Raw genomic sequence first — 16,139 nt, forward strand, 5'->3', positions numbered from 1 at the left:
TGGGATCCGTTCAGCCCGCGCGCGAACCCCGGGCTGTGGACGCTGGCCGCGTTCGGCGCCGCCTGGGCGCGCTCCGGCCCGCGCTGCGCGCTCTACACGTACAGCACCGCCACCGCGACGCGCTCGGCGCTGCTGCTCGCCGGCTTCCACGTGGGCGTGGGCGACCCGAGCGGCCCGAAGGAACAGACCACCGCGGCCGCCACCGACCCGGCGCTCCTGGCGCGCCCGCTCGACGCGCGCTGGCTGGCGCGGCTCGAGCGCTCCTCCGCGCCGTTCCCGCCGGACGCGCCGCCCGACGCGCTCGCCCGCGTGCGCGCGCACCCGCAGTTCGCGGCGCGCCGCGAGGAGGAGGTCGCGTGACCGCCTACCGCCCGAGCCGCTGGCTCCCGGGCGCCCACGCCATGACCGTGTTCGCGAGCGTGGCGCGCCCGCTGCCGCGCCCGCCCGCCGTCCGCGAGCGCTGGGAGCTCCCCGACGGCGACTTCCTCGATGTGGACCGCTTCGCCGGGCCCGCGGCCGGCGCGCCGGTGCTGGTGGTCTGCCACGGCCTGGAGGGCTCCTCCCGCGCGCCGTACGTCCGCGGCCTGGTGGCGCTGGCGCTCGCGCACGGCATGGCCGCGCTGGCCATGAACTTCCGCGGCTGCTCCGGCGCGCCGAACCGGCTGCCGCGCTTCTACCACTCGGGCGAGACCGGCGACCTCGGCGAGGTGGTGCGGCGGCTGGCGGCGGAGCGCCCGGGGCGCCCGCTGGTGCTCTCCGGCTTCTCGCTCGGCGGCAACGTGGTGGCAAAGTACCTGGGCGAGCGCGGCGACGACCTCCCACCCGAGGTGCGGGGCGCCGCGGTGGTGTCGGTGCCGTTCGACCTCGCCCGCTCCGCGCGCGCCATCGACGGCCCGGGCTTCTGGAACTGGGTGTACCGCGAGCGCTTCCTGCGGCGGCTGCGCGCCAAGGCGCTGGAGAAGGCGGCCCGCTTCCCCGACCGGCTCGACGCGGCGGCGATCCGCGCGGTCACCACCTTCGCCGGCTTCGACGGCGCGGTGACGGCCCCGCTCCACGGCTTCGCCTCGGCCGAGGACTACTGGACCCGCTGCTCGGCGGGGCGGTTCGTGGCGGGCGTCCGCCGGCCGCTGCTGGCGCTCGCCGCGCTCGACGATCCGATGGTCCCGGCCGACGCGCTGCCGGTGGAGGCGGCCCGCGCCAACCCGTGCGTCGAGCTGGTGGCCACGACCGCCGGCGGGCACGTGGGCTTCGTCTCGGGGGCGCCGTTCCGGCCCAGCTTCTGGGCGGAGCTGCGGGCCGCGGCGTTCGCGGCGGAGCTGGCCCGCGCCGCGCAGGCCGGCTGAGGCTCAGGGATCGAGGGCGACCCGGTCCAGCGCCGCGCGCACCCGGCGCAGCCCGGCCGCCCCCGCCCCGCGGGCGTGCTTGAACGCGAGGTGGAGCCCGAAGCTCGCCGCGAGCACGATCGCCGCGACCAGCACCGCGTTCCACGCCGAGAGCGACGGGCCGATCCGCAGCGCGAGCCCGTGCCAGGTGGACCAGCCCCAGACGATGGGGATGTGGATCGCGTAGACGCCGAGCGACGCCTTGCCGACCGGCGCGAGGCGCGCGGCCGCCGCCGCGGGCACCGCCGAGAGCGCCGCCAGCAGCAGCAGCACCGCGCCGATCCGGTAGGCCACGAGGCCGGGGTGCGCGGGCGGCAGGTCCTCGAGCCCGGTCCAGAGCGTGACCGCGAACATGGCCGCGCCGGCCAGGGCGAGCGCCACGGTGCGGCGGCGCGCGTCGGCGGGGGCGGTGAGGCCGACCACCGCGCCGGCGAAGAAGTAGATGCACCACGGGAGCAGCGGGAACGGCGAGGTGCCGCCCAGCGCCTGCGCCACGGCCATGCCGAGCCCGGGGGGCGGCAGCTCCGCCGGCGCGGGCAGCACCGGCGCGGGCGGCCGCATGGCGAGCGCCATCGCGAGCACGCCGAGCAGCGCGAACACGCCCACCTTCTCCCGCGACGTCCAGGGCAGCGCCAGGACCAGCGCCGCCAGGAACAGCGACACGCCGATCACGTGGAGCGCGTCGAACGCGAGCAGATGGCTCCACACCGCCGGGTCGCCGGCGCGGAGCGGGTCGATCCCCCACCCCGGCCAGCGCAGCCCGTAGCCGATCGCGAGCAGGAGCAGCACGCGGCCGAGCCGGCCGCGCGGGATGTCGAGGCCGCCGGCCCGGCCCCGGCGGATCGCGACCGTCACCGCCCAGCCGGAGACCAGCATGAAGAGCGGCGCGGTGAAGCCGCGCGCCTTCCAGTACAGGACCATCCCCGGCGCGGCCCGCGCCTCCGCCGAGAGCAGCGCGTCGAGCGTGTGGCCGAACACCATGGCCACCACGCCCACCGCGCGGGCGGCGTCCAGCGTCGGGATGCGGGGGGCCTTCGGGGGGATCGTGAGGCTGCCGTCGGACAAGGCGCTGCGCGCTATAGCACGGAACGGGCCACCGTGCAGGCGAAGCGGCGCCCGCGAGGGACGGGACCGTCCCCCGGGGGCGCCGCGGTGCTGCGGGGAGCGAGAAGACCTACTTCAGGCCGCCCTTGACGTACTTCGCGACCGACTTCACCTGCTCGTCGCTGAGCTTGCCCTTGAAGCCCGTCATCTTGCCCTTGCCGTTCTCGACCACCTTCACGATCTCGGCCTCGGACAGCTTCACGGTGGTGAGGTCCTTCGCGCCGAGCGCTTTGCCGGCGGGCGCGCCCTTCCCGTCCTTGCCGTGGCACACGGCGCACTTCTGGGCGAACACGGCGGCGCCGTCGTCGGCGCGGGCGGCGGCGGCGAAGGCGGCGAAGGCGAGGACGGCGACGAGACGCTTCATGGTGACCTCCAGGTGTGGGTGCGGCGTGTGGACGCTTCTAGGGAACCGGGTACCCTGCCGCCGGCGCATGGCCGTGCGCGCGCTCGGGCGCCCTGAACGTACCGACGAGGATGGGCACCGCGATCTTCACCAGGATCGTGAAGGTCAGGAAGCCGATGCCGAACACCCCGCCCGCGACGCCCCACTCCATCCTGGTGGGCGTGTACTCGTAGATCTGGCCGAGCGTCGAGGGGGTGAACCCGGGGATGATCAGCCCCATCCCCTTCTCGATATAGACGCCGGCCCAGATGAGCACGCACCCGATGTTCAGGGTGAGGAAGTTCTTGCGGGTCTGCGGCACGAGGAACAGCAGGAACGCGATCACGCTGCACGCGAGCGACAGCCAGGCGTACTTCACCAGCACCGTGTGCTCGCCGATCCCGCCCCACAGGTACTGCGTGTAGAGCAGGTGCTCGGTGGCCGAGTAGTACTCCTTGAACAGCTCGGCGCCGAGCAGGAAGAGGTTCAGGAACATCGCGTACGACATGAGCTCGGCGATCTTCCAGATCGCCTCGTCCTTGATGTCGAACTTGAACGCCTTCCGGAGCAGCTGGAACAGGATGATCATCACCGCCGGGCCGGAGCAGAACGCCGAGGCGATGAAGCGCGGCGCGAGGATCGACGCGTTCCAGTACGGGCGCGCCGCCATGCCGTTGTAGAGGAACGCGGTCACGGTGTGCGTCGAGATGGACACCGGGATCGAGAGCAGCACCAGCGGCAGGAAGATGCGCTTGTCGTAGTGCTCCCCGCGGTAGGTCTTGAACAGCAGGTACAGCACCAGCACCAGGTTGAGCCCCAGGTACGTGTTCAGCACCAGCGCGTCCCAGGTCAGCATCGACGCGGGCCAGTTGGGCGTCCCGATCAGCGGCGCGATGTGCAGGAAGCGGTCGGGGCGGCCCATGTCCACCAGGATGAACAGCAGCGCCATGACCAGGGCGCTGATGGCGAGCAGCTCGCCGAGGACCACCACCTCCTTGATGGGCTTCCACTGGTAGACGTAGGCGGGCACCACCAGCAGCACCGCCGCCGCGGCCACGCCCACCAGGAACGTGAAGTTCCCGATGTAGAACGCCCAGGACACGTCGTCGCGCATGTTGCTGGCGATGAGGCCGGTGGTGGCCTGGTGCGCGTAGGACACCACGCCCACCGCGATCATGGCGAGGAGGAACGCCATCCACGCCTTGTAGGCGCGGCCGCCCGAGAGCACCTGGCGGACGCAGCCCTTCACGAACTCGAGGATTCCGGACATCGTCGGGCCCTCTCCGCTAGGTCGCGTAGAAGTAGTAGAACTGCGGGTGCGTGGCGAGCTCCTCCTTGAAGACGAAGACGCGCTTCGTCTCCATCACCTTGCGGATCTCGCTCTCCGGGTCGAGCAGGTTCCCGAACTTCCGGGCGCCCACCGGGCACACCTCGACGCAGGCCGTGTAGCGGCCCTCGCGCACGCGCTGGATGCAGAAGGTGCACTTCTCCACCACGCCCTTCGGGCGCGGGCGGTTGCCCAGGTAGTGCTGGTCCGGGTTCAGCTCCTCGGGCGGCAGGTTCGGCGTGGCCCAGTTGAAGTGGCGCGCGCCGTACGGGCAGGCCGACATGCAGCAGCGGCAGCCGATGCACCAGTCGTAGTCGATGACCACGATGCCGTCCTGCTCCTTCCACGTCGCCTGCGTCGGGCAGGCCTTCACGCAGGGCGGGTTGCGGCACTGCTGGCACTGCACCGGGAAGTAGAACTTGCCCGGGCGCGGCACCGCGTCGGCCTCGTAGTAGAGGTCGGCGTGGGCCAGGTCCACGCCGTGCTCCTTGTCCATCTCCAGCACCTGGATCCAGTGGATCTGCGGCGCGGTGCGGGACTGGTTGTTCTCCTTCACGCAGGCGTAGACGCAGCGGCGGCAGCCCACGCAGCGCGAGATGTCGAGCCCGTAGCCGTACTCGACGCCGGGCTGCGGCCCCTTCGCGGAGACGGTCGTCTTCTTACCGAAGCGCTCCTGGTTCCGCTTCTCCACCTTGGCGAGCACCTTCTTCAGCTCGTCCGGCGAGAGCTCCTTGAAGTGCTTGCGGAGGAAGTCCTCCATGTCCACGCCGCTGCTGCACGACGCGAGCGCCGCGACCGCGGTGCCGGCCGCGGCGGTGCGGAGGAACGCGCGGCGCGCCGGGTCGAGCGGGCCGTCGCCGATGGGATCGACGCCGTCGCGCGGCGACGGGGGCGGCGCGTCCGCGTCCGAGAGGACCGGGAGGCTCTTGTTCGGGGTCATCGGCGCTGCTCCTCCGGGCGCTTCGGCCGCGGCTCGGGCTTGAGGTAGGTCAGGGTCGGGGCCACGGTCTTCTTCCCGCCGGAGACGATCTCCTGGACGCCCTTGAACCGCGGCGAGTGCGGGTTGTGGCAGTTCACGCACAGGAAATAGGTCTTCTCGCCGTTCCAGTGCCCCACGCGCTTGCCGTGCACGCCCACGCGCCAGTCGCGGTACTTGTCGCCGTGGCACTGGCCGCACAGCCGGTAGGACTCGGTGAACGGCACCGGCGCGCCGTTGGCGAGCCGGAGCACGTCGCGGTCCTGCAGGTCGTGGCAGTCGAGGCACCAGCGCTGGTCCGCGCCGTGGTCGAAGATCGCCTGCTGCTCGTCGTGGAACACCAGCTCGCGCCGCGTTCCGTTCTTGGGCATCCCGGCGTGGCACGCCGAGCACGGGTAGATCCCCTCCGAGAACGGCGGCGCCTCCGCCTGCACCAGCAGCGGCGGCTTCGGCTCGGGCCGGGTCGCCTTCGCCGCCGGCGCCTTCGGGGTCGCTCCCGGTGCCGCCTCCGCGGCGCCCGCCCACCCGGGGACGACGGCCAGCGCCGCCACCACCGCGAGCGCCCCGATCCTCGGTCGTACGTAGCCCATTCGCACCTCCCTGTGCGGCGGGGAGGCTACCCCCGTCTTGACCGCCGTCAGTTGACGTGGATCAATCAACGGCCGGTCCGGATGGGGCGTTCCAGCGGGCGTGCGGCAAGGCGCTCCGCGCGGTTACGCCGCCGTGCGGCGGGCACGCCCGTCTCCGGGTCCCGCCTGACCCGGCGAGATCCCGGCCCTCCGACTGGGGTCAGAAGGTCCCGCGGGCGATGAGGTCCCGCATGGCGACCACGCCCACCAGCCGGCGCTGCCCGTCCACCACCGGGAGCCGCTCCAGGTCGCCCTCCCCGAACCGCGCCGCGACCTCCGCGAGCGTCATGGCGGTGGTGATCGGCTCGACGTCCCGGTCCACCACGTCGGCGGCCACGATCATCCCGAGGTCCGCCTGGTCGGAGATGGTGCCCTTCAGCGCGTCCAGCCGGAGCACGCCGAGCAGCACGCCCTCGCCGTCGGTCACGTACAGATCGTGGCCGGGCGGCAGCGCGAGCAGCTTCTTCACCAGCGCGTCGAACGGGAGCGTGGGCGGGACGCGCTCGGCGTCGCGCTCCACCAGCGCCGCCACCGGCGTGGTGCGCAGCCACTCGGGGCGCGGCAGCTCCGGCAGCGCCACCCCGCTGCGCCGCAGCGGCGCGGTGTAGAGCGAGTCCGGCTCGATGGCGCGGCTGGTGGCGGCGGCGATGGCCGCCGAGAGCATGAGCGGGAGGATCACCCCGTAATCGCCGGTCAGCTCGAACACGATCAGCACCGAGGACACCGCCGCGTGCGTGGTGCCGGCGAGGACCCCGGCCATCCCCACCAGCGCCAGCGCGCCGGAGGGCGGCGCCCCCGGCAGCACCCGCGCCAGCAGCTCGCCGGCCGCGCCGCCGATGGCCGCCCCGAAGAACAGCGAGGGCGTGAACAGGCCGCCGGGGACCCCGGTGCCGGCGCACACCGCGCTCGCGGCGAGCTTCAGGAGCGGCAGCACCAGCAGCAGCCGCAGCGGCAGCTCGCCGAGCAGCGTCTGGTGGACCGTGTCGAACCCGTTGCCGAGCACCGCCGGGAAGCGGATCGCGAGCAGCCCGACCGCGCCCATGCCCAGCACCGGCAGCATCGGCCGCAGCCGGGCCGGCACCCGGTCGAAGCGGACCTCCACCCAGCCCATCACGCGCACGTAGATGGCGGACGCGAGCCCGAGCACCGGCGCGAGCGCGAGCCCGAGGAGCAGCTCGGCGGGGTGGAGGAGCGCGTACTCCGGGATGTCGTAGGCTGCGTGCGGGACCGGCAGCGTGCGCGCGACCGCGGTGGCGACCACGCACGACACCGCGATGGGCCCGAGCAGCTCGAGCGCGAAGCTCCCCAGCAGCACCTCCAGGCCGAAGAGCGCGCCGCCGATGGGCACGTCGTAGGCGGCCGCGATCCCCGACGCGGCGCCGCACGCCACCAGCACCCTCGCCTGGCGCTCGCTCACCCCGAGCCGGCTCGCCAGCCAGGACCCGCTCGCCGCGCCCGCCTGGACCAGCGCGCCCTCGCGGCCGAGCGACGCGCCCATGCCGACGCAGGTGATCGACAGCAGCCCGCGCAGCAGCGTCCGCCCCAGCGACAGCTCGCGGCCGCGGTGCCAGATGGCCTCGAGGATGCGCGCCGTGCCGTGCCCGCCGAGCGGCCGCCGCCAGAGCAGGGCCGCCAGGCCGACGAGCAGCCCGGCCAGCGCCGGGACGAGCACCCGCCGCCCGGGCGACGAGACGTCCACCGCGTCGACGAAGCGCGGCGCCTCCGGCCAGGCGAGCTCCTGCACGCCCGACAGCGCCAGGAGCAGCGCGCCGGAGCCCAGCCCCGAGAGCGCGCCGGTCGCGATGACCAGGACCCAGAACCGCTGGGCGGCGCCGGGCAGGACGCGCAGGAAGTCGCGGAGGGAGCGGAAGAAGATCGGCGGCGCCGCGGTCGGCAGGGCCTTCGCGTCCTGTGACGCCATCCGCTCCACGTTGTGGACGGCGGCGGCGGGCGACAGGTCCCGCGCCGGCGCCGAGGGCGATCCCGGTCAGGAGGGCCGCGCTGCGGGCGCGGGGCGACGGGTCACCAGCAGCATGGCGAGCAGCACCGCGATCCCGCCGAGCGTGAGCGCCGCGTCGGTGAGGAGCACGCCGCGCGCCTCGGCGATCCCGAGCGTCCGGTGCAGCCAGGCGCCGCCCAGGCCGTCGGCGGCGGTGACGTAGCTGATGGCGAGGTTGGCGGAGGCGTTGAAGAGCGCGTACTTCGTGGCGGTGGCGGCCGAGAGCCCCACCATCTCGAGCACCATGCCGGCCCAGGTGGCGAAGGCGATGCCGCCGGCGAACAGGTACGTGAACGTGCCCCAGGCGTAGGTCCACTCGGTCATGGGCGCGGCGGCCATCGCGACGGCGCACAGCGCCGTCAGCCCGCCGGAGGCGGCGTACGCGACGCGCCGGCTCATCCGGTCGGCGAGGACGCCGCCCAGCAGCGCCCCCACCGCGCTGGCGATGCCGCCGCCCACGCCGTTCGCCATCCCGACCAGCCGCGCGCTCGCGCCGTACTGCTCGGAGATGCCGGTGAACAGGTTGGACAGCGCCTGGCACCCGACCGGGGCGAGGCAGATGACGAGGCCGGTGAAGCCCTCGCGGCTGCGCACCGTGGACCAGAGGTCGCGCAGCATCGCGGCGAGGTGCCGGGCGGTGGCGCGGGCCAGGCCGTGCGCCGCCCGGACCGCCGGGTCCACCAGGCGCGGCTCGACGATGCGCAGCGCGAACGCGGCGCCGACGAGCACGAGCGCGGCCAGCGTCAGCCCCGCGGCCCGCGGGGAGATCGCGTCCGAGACCAGGATCGCCACCGCGCCGAGCAGCCCGGTGCTGCCGACGTTCGAGGCCATGGCGAACCCGCCCACCTTGCCCTTGTCGGCGAAGCGGGTGGTCGTGGCCATGAGCGCGTTGTTGGCGGCGTGGCCGGTGGTGGCCGCCGCCTGGAGCGCGGTGAGCAGCGCCGCGAACAGCGGCAGGTTCGCGAGCGGGTCCGGGAGCGCCGAGATCACCGCCAGCAGCGCGGCGGTGGTGGCGGCCATGGCGAGGTACCAGATCTTGCGGTACGCGCCGAGGTCCAGCACCGGGATCCACAGCAGCTTGAACGCGTGCGCCAGGTTCGCGCCGGCCGCCACCGCGGCGATGGCCTCGATGGAGAAGCCGCGCCGCTCCATCCAGAACGGCACGCCCAGCGAGAGGTAGCCGACCGCCGCGCCGAACGGGAAGTCGAGGAACAGGAAGATCCAGGGCGGGGTCGGCTTCGCGGGATCGGCCGGGGCGGGGCCGGCGGGCGGGGTGGTCACGGCGGCGGATTGTAGCGGCTCGCGGCCGGCGCGCTACCGTCCGCCCCGCGCCAGCCACGCGCCGACCTGGGCGGTGGTCCGCTCGCGCAGCTCCACGTCCTGGCGCAGCCGCTCCAGCGTCTGCGCGATGGCCTGGCGCGCCTCCTCCACCGGGTTGGCGGCCAGGAACGCCTCGGCCTCCTCCAGCTCCCGCCGCTCCACCAGCGCCCCCAGCCCCTCCACCACGCGGCGCAGCAGCATGGGCGCGCCGTGCACGCGCGCGAGCAGCGCGCCCCACTCGCCCCGCAGCCGGGCCCAGTAGGGTCCGCGCGCGGTCCGGTTCGCGAGCAGCGCGGCCGAGTACGAGGCGACGTCCTGCAGCGGCACGTCCTCGCCGCCGAGCAGCACCTCGATCCCGCGGGCGGCCAGCACCGGATCCTCGAACGCGGCCTGCGCGAGCAGGTAGCGGCGGCGGAAGGCGGGGTCGGCCTCCTTGCGGAACAGCTTCTGGAAGGCCTCGAAGCGCGCCGCGTCGCCGTCGCGCGCCACCATGGCCACGAGCGCGTCGTGCAGGTTCGGCTCCACCGCGGCGCGGTCGCCGGCGAGCCAGCGATCGAGCCGCGCGCGGGCCTCCTGCGCCGGCCCGGGCGCGCGGCCCACGAGCCCGAGCGCGCGCACCGCGGCGGCGCGGCGGAGCCGCACCGTGTCCGGCTCGCCGTGCGCCGCGTCCCAGCCGGTGGCGGCGAGCTGCGGCGCGAACAGGCGCGCCACGAAGCCCCGCAGCGCCGGACGGTCCGCGTCCGCCACCAGCCGGTGCTCCACCGTGGCGAGCCGCGCCACCAGCTCGTCGAGGACCGCGTGGTCCTCCTCGCCGGCGAACCCGGCGCACAGGTCGAGGAACGCCCCGATCTCGCGCGCGCCGGACCGCACCAGCGCCCACTCGTCGGAGAGGAGCTGGATCCGCTCCGCGGGCGCGAGCGCCGCCAGGTTGCGGCCCAGCGCCGCGAGGCAGGCGGCGTCGTACTTCACCCGGAAGAAGCCGGTGGCGCCCGCGTTCGCGCACAGCCAGTCCGGCTCGCCCTCGCCGGCGAGCGTCACCTCGGCGGTCCGGCCGCGCAGCAGCACCCGCTGCTCGGTCACCTTCCCGCCCTGCCCCACCCGCAGCACCAGCGGCACCGGCCACCCGGCGGCCGGCTCCTCCCCGGCCCGCGCCGGATCCGACCAGAAGCGCTGCTGCTCGAGGCGCAGCGTGCGGCCGGCGCGCGAGACCGTGACGAGCGGGAAGCCGGGCTGGCGGATCCAGGCGTTGGCGAGCTCGACCACCGGCTCGCGCGACGCCTCGGCGAGCGCGCCCCAGAGGTCGTCCGCCACCGCGTTCGCGCGGGCGTGGCGGCGCATGTACAGCCGGATGCCGTCGCGGAAGCGCTCCTCGCCGAGGTAGCCCTCGATCATGCGGAGCACCGCCCCGCCCTTCTCGTAGGTGATGAGGTCGAACGCCTCGCCGGCCTCGGCGACGTTGTTCACGTCGGCGCGGATCGGGTGGGTGGAGCGGAGCGCGTCGAGGTGCATCGCCGCCGCCTTGCCCTGGTCGAACTCCAGCCACACCCGCCAGCCCGGGTTCCAGGCGTCCACGATCTTGAAGGCCATCCAGGTGGCGAACGCCTCGTTGAGCCAGAGGTCGTCCCACCACGTCATGGTCACCCAGTTGCCGAACCACTGGTGGGCGAGCTCGTGCGTCACCACCTCCGCCACCCGCTTCTTCTGCGCCAGCGAGGCGGTGGCCGGGTCGAGCAGCAGCGCCACCTCGCGGTAGGTGACGAGGCCCGCGTTCTCCATCGCGCCCGCCTCGAACTCGGGCAGGCCGGCCTGGTCGAGCTTGCCGAACGCGTACGGCACGCCGAAGTAGTCCTCGAGCCGCGGCAGCACCTCCACCGCCACGTCCTGGCCGAAGCCGGTGAGCCCCAGCTTCTCCGGCGAGGCCCAGGTGCGCACCGGGATCCCGCGCACCGAGACCTCCGGCAGCGCCTCCAGCCGGCCCACCACCAGCGCCACGAGGTAGGTGGGGAGCGGCGGGGTCTCGGCGAAGCGCACCCGCCGGACGGCGCGGCGCTCGACCTCGAGCTCCTCGACCTGCTCCGGCCGCCCGTTGGACAGCACCACCGCGTCGCGCGGCGCCTCGACGGTGAGCCGCCACGGCGCCTTGAAGCCCGGCTCGTCCAGGCACGGGAACACCCGGCGCGCGTCGGCGGCCTCGAACTGCGTCGCGGCGAGCCCCGGGCCGGCCAGGTACAGGCCGCGCAGGCCGTTGACGATGGCGCCCGCGAACTCCAGCTCGAGCACGGCCGGGCCCGCGGGAACCGGCGCGTCGAAGGACAGCACCGCCGTCTCGCTCGCCGTGGCCAGCCGCACCGCCGCCTCGCGCCGGCCCCCGCCGGCCGTCACCGCGGCGCTGGGGATCTCGAGGGCGGCCGCGTGCAGCACCAGCTCGGACGTCGGGGCGGCGAGCGCGAGCCCGATCCGGATCCGGCCGGTGAAGCGCCTGCCGTCCAGGTCCACCGCCAGGCTCGCCTCGTAGGCGGTCGGGCGGACGGTGGTGGGCAGGCGGAAGTTGCGGTCGTCGGTCGGGTGCGCCATCTCGTCTCCGGTGCGTGAATCCCGGCCGGCAGCATGCGGCCCGGGGCGGGGCCGGGGCAACGAGAAGATGCGGCTCCCCCCGGCGTGGCTGACCGGTGCGGCCGGGACCCGGGGTCGGGTCGCACGGTCCGTCCGGCGCCGCCCCGCGGCCGAGGGCCCCCGCCCCGCCGCCTTGACCGGCTCCCCCGCACGGTGTTCCGTCGAGCGCATGCGCGCGATGGTCCTCGTCCGCCCCGGTACCCCGCTCGCCGCGGCGGAGCTCCCCGATCCCGTGCCCGGCCCCGGCGAGCTGCGGCTGCGCGTCGGCGCCTGCGGCGTGTGCCGGACCGACCTGCACGTCGCCGACGGCGAGCTGCCGGACCCGAAGCTGCCGCTCGTGCTCGGCCACGAGATCGTGGGGCGCGTGGATCGGGTCGGGCCCGGCGTCACCCGGTTCCGGCCCGGCGATCGGGTGGGCGTGCCGTGGCTGGGCTGGACGTGCGGCCGGTGCGCGGCCTGCCGGAGCGGCCGCGAGAACCTGTGCAGCGCGGCGCGGTTCACCGGCTACCACCGCGACGGCGGCTACGCCGAGCTGGCGGTGGCGGACGCGCGCTACGCGTTCGGCATCCCGGGCGACTACGAGGACGCGGACGCGGCGCCGCTGCTCTGCGCCGGCCTCATCGGGCACCGCGCCTGGGCGCCGGTCCGCGGCGCGCAGCGGCTCGGCCTCTACGGCTTCGGGGCCGCGGCGCACCTGGTGGTGCAGCTCGCGCGGCACGCCGGGCAGCGCGTGTTCGCGTTCACCCGCGCCGGGGACGCGGAGGCGCAGGCGTTCGCGCTCCAGCTCGGGGCCGAGTGGGCCGGCGCCTCGGGCGACGTGCCGCCCGAGCCGCTCGACGCGGCCATCCTGTTCGCGCCGGTGGGCGCGCTCGTCCCGATCGCGCTCCGCGACGTGGTGCCGGGCGGCACCGTGGTCTGCGCCGGCATCCACATGAGCGACATCCCCTCGTTCCCGTACGCGCTGCTCTGGGGCGAGCGGACGCTCCGCTCGGTCGCGAACCTCACCCGCGCCGACGGCGACGCGCTGCTCGCGCTCGCGCCCGAGGTCCCGCTCCGCACCGAGGTCGTCCCGTATCCGCTGGAGCGGGCCAACGACGCGCTCGCCGACCTGCGCGCCGGCCGGCTGCGCGGGGCGGCGGTGCTGGTGCCGTGAGCGGCCGGGGCCGCATTCACGGTCCGTGACGGGTGCTCGCGCGACCGGCGCTCCTGGTTCGACGGGGCTCACCATGAGCGGATTCCGCAGCGCCCTCTCCTCCCTCACGCGCGCGCCCGCCCGGCCGCCCCATCGCCGCTCCGCTGGAACCTCGAAGGGGGCTGGCCGGTCCCGTTGTGCGGCCGGCGCAGCGCGTTAGCTTGATTACAGAATCGACAGGCCGCCGCACCCCCGAGGGCGGCAGGCCGAGCGAGCGAGGACGCCATGACCGAGTCCGTTCACGCCGGCGACGAGATCCGCCGTTCCCGCGAGGTGGCCGAGGCCTCGCGCGAGGCCGAGTGGAGGGGGGCCGGGTTCCTGCGCGACCTGTTCCTCGGACGCTTCCGCATCGGGCTCATCCACCCCTACCCGCTGGGCGGGCAGGAGCGCCCGGAGTTCGCCCGCTGGTACGGCGCGTTCGAGTCGTTCCTGCGCGAGCAGGTGGACCCGGTCGCGATCGACGAGACCGGCGAGTACCCGCCGCACGTGATGGAGGGCCTGCGCAAGCTGGGCGCCTTCGGGATGAAGATCCCGGTGGAGTACGGCGGCCTCGGCTTCGACCAGGTCGAGTACGGGAAGGTGATGGCGCTGCTGGGGAGCTGGGACGCGAACCTGACCGCGCTGCTCTCGGCCCACCAGTCCATCGGCGTCCCGCAGCCGCTGAAGCTGTTCGGCTCGGACGCCCTGAAGCACAAGTACCTCCCGCGCATCGCGAGGGGCGCCGTGAGCGCGTTCGCGCTCACCGAGGCCAACGTCGGCTCCGACCCGGCCCGCCTCGCCACCACCGCCGAGCGGTCGGCGGACGGCACGCACTACGTGCTGAACGGCTCGAAGCTCTGGTGCACCAACGGCACCCTCGCCGAGCTGCTGGTGGTGATGGCGCGCGACCCGAAGACCGACGCGATCAGCGCGTTCGTGGTGGAGACCGCCTGGCCGGGCGTGGAGGTGACGCACCGCTGCCGCTTCATGGGCCTGCGCGCCATCGCGAACGCCGCGCTCCGCTTCACCGACGTGAAGGTCCCGGCCGAGAACCTCATCGGCAAGGAGGGACGCGGCCTCAAGATCGCGCTCACCACGCTCAACACCGGGCGGCTCTCGCTGCCCGCGGCGGTGGCCGGCGGCGTGAAGAACGCGCTGGCGCTCTCGCGCACCTGGGCCGCCGCGCGCGTCCAGTGGGGCCAGGAGATCGGCAAGCACGAGGCCATCACGCACAAGCTCGCCGACATGGCCTCGACGGCGTACGCGATGGAGTCGGTGTCGGACCTGGCGCAGTCGCTCGCCGATCACGAGGGCTACGACATCCGGCTCGAGGCCGCGGCGGCCAAGGAGTGGAACACCGTCCAGGCCTGGCGGCTCATCGACGAGACCATGCAGATCCGCGGCGGCCGCGGGTACGAGACGGAGCGGTCGCTGGCCGCCCGCGGCGAGACGCCGGTCGGCGTGGAGCGCTGGATGCGCGACGCGCGGATCAACCTCATCTTCGAGGGCTCCTCGGAGATCATGCACCTGTTCATGGCCCGGGAGGCCGTGGACAAGCACCTGCAGATCGCCGGCGCGCTCATCGACCCGAAGGTGCCGGTCGGGAAGAAGCTCGCCACGCTGCCGAAGGTGGGCGCGTTCTACGCCACCTGGTACCTCGGCCTGTGGCTGCGCGGCCTCGTCGCCCCGCGCTACGGCGGCTTCGGCCGGCTGGCGCGCCACCTCCGCTTCGTGGAGCGCTCGAGCCGCAAGCTCGCGCGCGAGATCTTCCACTCGATGGTGGTGTTCCGGGCCGCCGCCGAGCGCAAGCAGGCGTTCCTGTTCCGGCTGGTGGACATCGCGAACGAGCTGTTCGCCATGTCCGCGAGCGTCGCCCGCGCCGACGCGCTCCGGCGCGGCGGGCGCCCCGAGGCCGCGGCCGCGGCGCGGCTCGCCGACCAGTTCTGCCTGCGCAGCCGCCGCAAGGTCCGCGCGCTCTTCGGCGCGCTCTGGCACAACGACGACGACGCCGCCTACGCCGTCGGCCGCGAGGTGCTGGCCGGCGACCACGCCTGGATCGAGCACGGCGCCATGAGCCTCGACCTCACCGTCGAGGCGCTGCGCCCCAAGGCCCCGCCCTCCCGCGCCGCGCCCGCGTCCGCCGCCGGGCCCGCGAGACCGGCGGTGCCGGCGGAGGCCGACCCGGTGTGAGCCGCCGCGGCCGCCGGGGTCGGCGCCGTCATCCGGCGTCGATCCCGACGAGCCGCTCGCTCAGCGCCCAGAGCCGCTCCGCCGCCTCCGGGTCGATCGCGTGCCGCGCGACGCCGGTCAGCCGCGTCGCGTCCGCCATCGTGGTCGGGCCGACCTGCGCCGGCATGACCCGGGCGACCTCGCAGCTCTCGCAGTAGACGCCGCCCCGGCCCTCCAGACGAGGGCTGGTGGCGCACCAGACGATGGTCGCGGCGCCCTGCTCGACGGTCTTGAGCTGGCGCGACGGGTCCCGGATCGGCCGCCCCTGCGCGTCGAGGACGCCGGCCGCCCGCAGCTCCTGGGCGGAGAGGTGCTTGCCGAGGCCCGTGTCCACGATGGCGCCGGGGTGGAGCGAGAAGGCCCGGAGGCCCTCCCGCTCGCCGCGCGCGTCCAGCGCGACCGCGAACAGCACGTTGGCGGTCTTCGACTGACCGTACGCAGCCCAGGGGTGGTAGGGCCGCCGCTGGAAGTTCGGATCGTCGAACACGACGGCCGAGTGGCGGTGCCCGAGGGACGAGACCGAGACCACGCGCGCGCCCTCCGCCCGCCGCAGGGCCGGCCGGAGCCGCGCCGTGAGCTGGAAGTGGCCGAGGTGGTTGGTGGCGAGCTGCGACTCGTAGCCCCGCGCGTCGCGCGCCAGCGGACACGCCATGATGGCGGCGCAGTTGACGAGCACGTGCAGCGGGCGCCGGCTGCCGAGGAAGCGCGCCGCGAACGCGTCGATGGAGGCCGGGTCGAGCAGGTCCATCGGCTCGACCTCCACGCCGCGCAGGCCCGCCAGCGCGGTCGCGGCGCGCCCCGGATCCCGCGCCGGGACGATCACCCGGGCGCCCGCGGCGGCGAGCGCCCGCGCCGTCTCGCGGCCCAGGCCGGACGCGCCACCGGTGACGACCGCGACCTTCCCGGAGAGGTCGATGCCTTCGAGGACGTCGTGGGTGGTGGAGGCGGCGCCGAAGCCGGAGCCGATGGGCCATTGCAGGTCGGTCATGGTTCGCAGCTCCGCGTCC

Annotated in this window: 13 protein-coding genes; 4 read left to right on the plus strand and 9 right to left on the minus strand. The window is 74.8% G+C overall.

Translation table 11 applies throughout. The annotated features are described in order from the left end of the window. Both PSR1_RS06660 and PSR1_RS06665 read left to right on the plus strand, forming a co-directional pair. A partial coding sequence (locus tag PSR1_RS06660) for an MnmC family methyltransferase (protein ID WP_237757850.1) occupies positions 1 to 360 on the plus strand: 360 nt, incomplete at its 5' end. Next, a complete protein-coding gene (locus PSR1_RS06665) occupies positions 357 to 1,343 on the plus strand; it encodes a YheT family hydrolase (protein WP_059436840.1) in 987 nt (328 codons plus the stop codon). The genes PSR1_RS06660 and PSR1_RS06665, both read left to right, overlap by 4 nt. Before the next feature lie 3 nt (positions 1,344 to 1,346). Here the strand turns inward: PSR1_RS06665 and PSR1_RS06670 are convergent, their stop codons facing one another. The 8 genes from PSR1_RS06670 to PSR1_RS06705 form a co-directional block, all read right to left on the minus strand. Continuing rightward, positions 1,347 to 2,447, minus strand: a complete 1,101-nt coding sequence (locus tag PSR1_RS06670) for an acyltransferase family protein (protein ID WP_059436841.1) — start codon at positions 2,445 to 2,447, stop codon at positions 1,347 to 1,349. Positions 2,448 to 2,556: 109 nt separating this feature from the next. Next, positions 2,557 to 2,850 carry a cytochrome c gene (locus PSR1_RS06675; RefSeq protein ID WP_059436842.1) on the minus strand — a complete coding sequence of 98 codons (294 nt, stop codon included), beginning with the start codon at positions 2,848 to 2,850 and terminating at the stop codon, positions 2,557 to 2,559. A gap of 37 nt (positions 2,851 to 2,887) precedes the next feature. Continuing rightward, positions 2,888 to 4,138 carry a sulfate reduction electron transfer complex DsrMKJOP subunit DsrP gene (gene dsrP / locus PSR1_RS06680; protein WP_059436843.1) on the minus strand — a complete coding sequence of 417 codons (1,251 nt, stop codon included), beginning with the start codon at positions 4,136 to 4,138 and terminating at the stop codon, positions 2,888 to 2,890. Positions 4,139 to 4,154: 16 nt separating this feature from the next. Beyond that, entirely contained in the window at positions 4,155 to 5,135 is a 981-nt protein-coding gene (locus PSR1_RS06685; protein WP_059436844.1) for a 4Fe-4S dicluster domain-containing protein, read from the minus strand. After that, positions 5,132 to 5,761 carry a hypothetical protein gene (locus tag PSR1_RS06690; RefSeq protein ID WP_059436845.1) on the minus strand — a complete coding sequence of 210 codons (630 nt, stop codon included), beginning with the start codon at positions 5,759 to 5,761 and terminating at the stop codon, positions 5,132 to 5,134. The genes PSR1_RS06685 and PSR1_RS06690 overlap by 4 nt, the downstream gene beginning before the upstream one ends. 199 nt (positions 5,762 to 5,960) lie before the next feature. After that, positions 5,961 to 7,721, minus strand: coding sequence for a chloride channel protein (locus PSR1_RS06695; protein ID WP_237757851.1), 1,761 nt, complete (start codon positions 7,719 to 7,721; stop codon positions 5,961 to 5,963). Between the two features lie 66 nt (positions 7,722 to 7,787). Further along, entirely contained in the window at positions 7,788 to 9,080 is a 1,293-nt protein-coding gene (locus PSR1_RS06700; RefSeq protein ID WP_059436847.1) for an MFS transporter, read from the minus strand. A 33-nt stretch (positions 9,081 to 9,113) separates the two neighbouring features. Then, entirely contained in the window at positions 9,114 to 11,693 is a 2,580-nt protein-coding gene (locus PSR1_RS06705) for a M1 family metallopeptidase (RefSeq protein WP_059436848.1), read from the minus strand. A 208-nt stretch (positions 11,694 to 11,901) separates the two neighbouring features. On the opposite strand from PSR1_RS06705, the gene PSR1_RS06710 reads away from it, so the two are divergent. Beyond that, positions 11,902 to 12,885, plus strand: coding sequence for a zinc-dependent alcohol dehydrogenase family protein (locus PSR1_RS06710; RefSeq protein ID WP_059436849.1), 984 nt, complete (start codon positions 11,902 to 11,904; stop codon positions 12,883 to 12,885). Between the two features lie 264 nt (positions 12,886 to 13,149). Next, complete coding sequence (locus PSR1_RS06715; RefSeq protein ID WP_059436850.1) at positions 13,150 to 15,093, plus strand: acyl-CoA dehydrogenase family protein; 1,944 nt, start codon at positions 13,150 to 13,152, stop codon at positions 15,091 to 15,093. Positions 15,094 to 15,121: 28 nt separating this feature from the next. Here PSR1_RS06715 and PSR1_RS06720 read toward each other — a convergent pair whose 3' ends face one another. Then, entirely contained in the window at positions 15,122 to 16,120 is a 999-nt protein-coding gene (locus PSR1_RS06720) for an oxidoreductase (RefSeq protein WP_059436851.1), read from the minus strand. Positions 16,121 to 16,139: the final 19 nt, after the last annotated feature.

It is taken from the genome of Anaeromyxobacter sp. PSR-1, from assembly GCF_000964525.1.
In the GTDB taxonomy this organism is placed as follows: Bacteria; Myxococcota; Myxococcia; order Myxococcales; family Anaeromyxobacteraceae; genus Anaeromyxobacter.

Bases quoted from the DNA above. Each gene is read 5' to 3' on its own strand.
- PSR1_RS06675 (WP_059436842.1), bottom strand. From the start codon at position 2,850: ATGAAGCGTCTCGTCGCCGTCCTCGCCTTCGCCGCCTTCGCCGCCGCC.
- dsrP (WP_059436843.1), bottom strand. From the start codon at position 4,138: ATGTCCGGAATCCTCGAGTTCGTGAAGGGCTGCGTCCGCCAGGTGCTC.
- PSR1_RS06685 (WP_059436844.1), bottom strand. From the start codon at position 5,135: ATGACCCCGAACAAGAGCCTCCCGGTCCTCTCGGACGCGGACGCGCCG.
- PSR1_RS06690 (WP_059436845.1), bottom strand. From the start codon at position 5,761: ATGGGCTACGTACGACCGAGGATCGGGGCGCTCGCGGTGGTGGCGGCG.
- PSR1_RS06695 (WP_237757851.1), bottom strand. From the start codon at position 7,721: ATGGCGTCACAGGACGCGAAGGCCCTGCCGACCGCGGCGCCGCCGATC.
- PSR1_RS06705 (WP_059436848.1), bottom strand. From the start codon at position 11,693: ATGGCGCACCCGACCGACGACCGCAACTTCCGCCTGCCCACCACCGTC.
- PSR1_RS06710 (WP_059436849.1), top strand. From the start codon at position 11,902: ATGCGCGCGATGGTCCTCGTCCGCCCCGGTACCCCGCTCGCCGCGGCG.
- PSR1_RS06715 (WP_059436850.1), top strand. From the start codon at position 13,150: ATGACCGAGTCCGTTCACGCCGGCGACGAGATCCGCCGTTCCCGCGAG.
- PSR1_RS06720 (WP_059436851.1), bottom strand. From the start codon at position 16,120: ATGACCGACCTGCAATGGCCCATCGGCTCCGGCTTCGGCGCCGCCTCC.